This window comes from Oceanobacillus luteolus (genome assembly GCF_023715655.1).
Lineage (GTDB): Bacteria > Bacillota > Bacilli > Bacillales > Amphibacillaceae > Oceanobacillus > Oceanobacillus luteolus.
Genome location: NZ_JAMBON010000117.1, coordinates 1 through 1,311, shown reverse-complemented (window position 1 = coordinate 1,311; position 1,311 = coordinate 1). Strand labels below are relative to the sequence as shown.

At 46.7% G+C, this 1,311-nt stretch carries 9 tRNA genes and 1 rRNA gene; all 10 read left to right on the top strand.

Annotation, left to right across the window (positions count from 1 at the left end):
- Nucleotides 1-204: 204 nt before the first annotated feature.
- The 10 genes from rrf (at nucleotide 205) to M3210_RS19900 (ending at nucleotide 1,105) form a co-directional block, all read left to right on the top strand.
- Nucleotides 205-320 (top strand): 5S ribosomal RNA (rrf, locus tag M3210_RS19945).
- Nucleotides 321-329: 9 nt separating this feature from the next.
- Nucleotides 330-405: transfer RNA gene (locus M3210_RS19940), tRNA-Val, on the top strand.
- A gap of 5 nt (nucleotides 406-410) precedes the next feature.
- Nucleotides 411-486 (top strand) — tRNA-Thr (locus M3210_RS19935).
- 12 nt (nucleotides 487-498) lie between these two features.
- Nucleotides 499-574: transfer RNA gene (locus tag M3210_RS19930), tRNA-Lys, on the top strand.
- Nucleotides 575-583: 9 nt separating this feature from the next.
- Nucleotides 584-665, top strand: a tRNA-Leu gene (locus tag M3210_RS19925).
- Between the two features lie 16 nt (nucleotides 666-681).
- Nucleotides 682-756: transfer RNA gene (locus tag M3210_RS19920), tRNA-Gly, on the top strand.
- A gap of 6 nt (nucleotides 757-762) precedes the next feature.
- Nucleotides 763-851: transfer RNA gene (locus M3210_RS19915), tRNA-Leu, on the top strand.
- A gap of 6 nt (nucleotides 852-857) precedes the next feature.
- Nucleotides 858-934 (top strand) — tRNA-Arg (locus tag M3210_RS19910).
- Between the two features lie 7 nt (nucleotides 935-941).
- A tRNA-Pro gene (locus M3210_RS19905) sits at nucleotides 942-1,018 on the top strand.
- A gap of 11 nt (nucleotides 1,019-1,029) precedes the next feature.
- A tRNA-Ala gene (locus M3210_RS19900) sits at nucleotides 1,030-1,105 on the top strand.
- The last annotated feature ends 206 nt before the right edge of the window (nucleotides 1,106-1,311 follow it).

Sequence of the window (1,311 nt, the reverse complement as noted above, 5' to 3'; positions counted from 1 at the left end):
GAGGTTGATAGGTTTGAGGTAGAAGCATGGTGACATGTGGAGCTGACAAATACTAATCGATCGAGGACTTAACTAAATTCTATTTTGATGTCGTTCCATTACTCTTATTTAGTTTTTAAGGTATAAGTTTAAAAAAACACTTGCATTTTCCAAATGAAATGCATATAATATAACTTGTCCTTAATTTTATATCAAATGATTTTGTCTGGTAATGATGGCGGAAAGGTCACACCTGTTCCCATACCGAACACAGTAGTTAAGCTTTCCAGCGCCGATGGTAGTTGAGACTTTGTCTCTGCAAGAGTAGGACGTTGCCAGGCATAATGAATGGAGGATTAGCTCAGCTGGGAGAGCACCTGCCTTACAAGCAGGGGGTCGCAGGTTCGAGCCCTGCATCCTCCACCATTAACGCCGGCCTAGCTCAATTGGTAGAGCAACTGACTTGTAATCAGTAGGTTGGGGGTTCAAGTCCTCTGGCCGGCACCATTTTATCTTAGAGAGCCATTAGCTCAGTTGGTAGAGCATCTGACTTTTAATCAGAGGGTCACAGGTTCGAATCCTGTATGGCTCACCATTTGAATGCGCGGGTGTGGCGGAATTGGCAGACGCGCTAGACTTAGGATCTAGTGTCTTCGGACGTGGGGGTTCAAGTCCCTTCACCCGCATTTATATGAATTTCGAGCGGAAGTAGTTCAGTGGTAGAACACCACCTTGCCAAGGTGGGGGTCGCGGGTTCGAATCCCGTCTTCCGCTCCAACCCTTGCCGGGGTGGCGGAACTGGCAGACGCACAGGACTTAAAATCCTGCGGTAGGTGACTACCGTACCGGTTCGATTCCGGTCCTCGGCACCATATTTAGCGCCCGTAGCTCAATTGGATAGAGCGTTTGACTACGGATCAAAAGGTTAGGGGTTCGACTCCTCTCGGGCGCGCCATATTTTACGGGAAGTAGCTCAGCTTGGTAGAGCACTTGGTTTGGGACCAAGGGGCCGCAGGTTCAAATCCTGTCTTCCCGACCATTTAATGAAATGGGGCCTTAGCTCAGCTGGGAGAGCGCCTGCCTTGCACGCAGGAGGTCAGCGGTTCGATCCCGCTAGGCTCCACCATTTAAAAAAAAGAAATAGTTGACATGTTTAAAACGATATGGTAAACTAATTCAGTCGCTAAATTTTGAGTGCGACTTTTAATTTGCTCTTTGAAAACTGAACAAAACAACCAGTATGTCAAGCAAGGTCACGTGAGTGGCCAAGCATAAACTTAATAAGAAAACCCCGTTTTCTTATTAAACAACAGCTAAGTTTTTTCAAACACT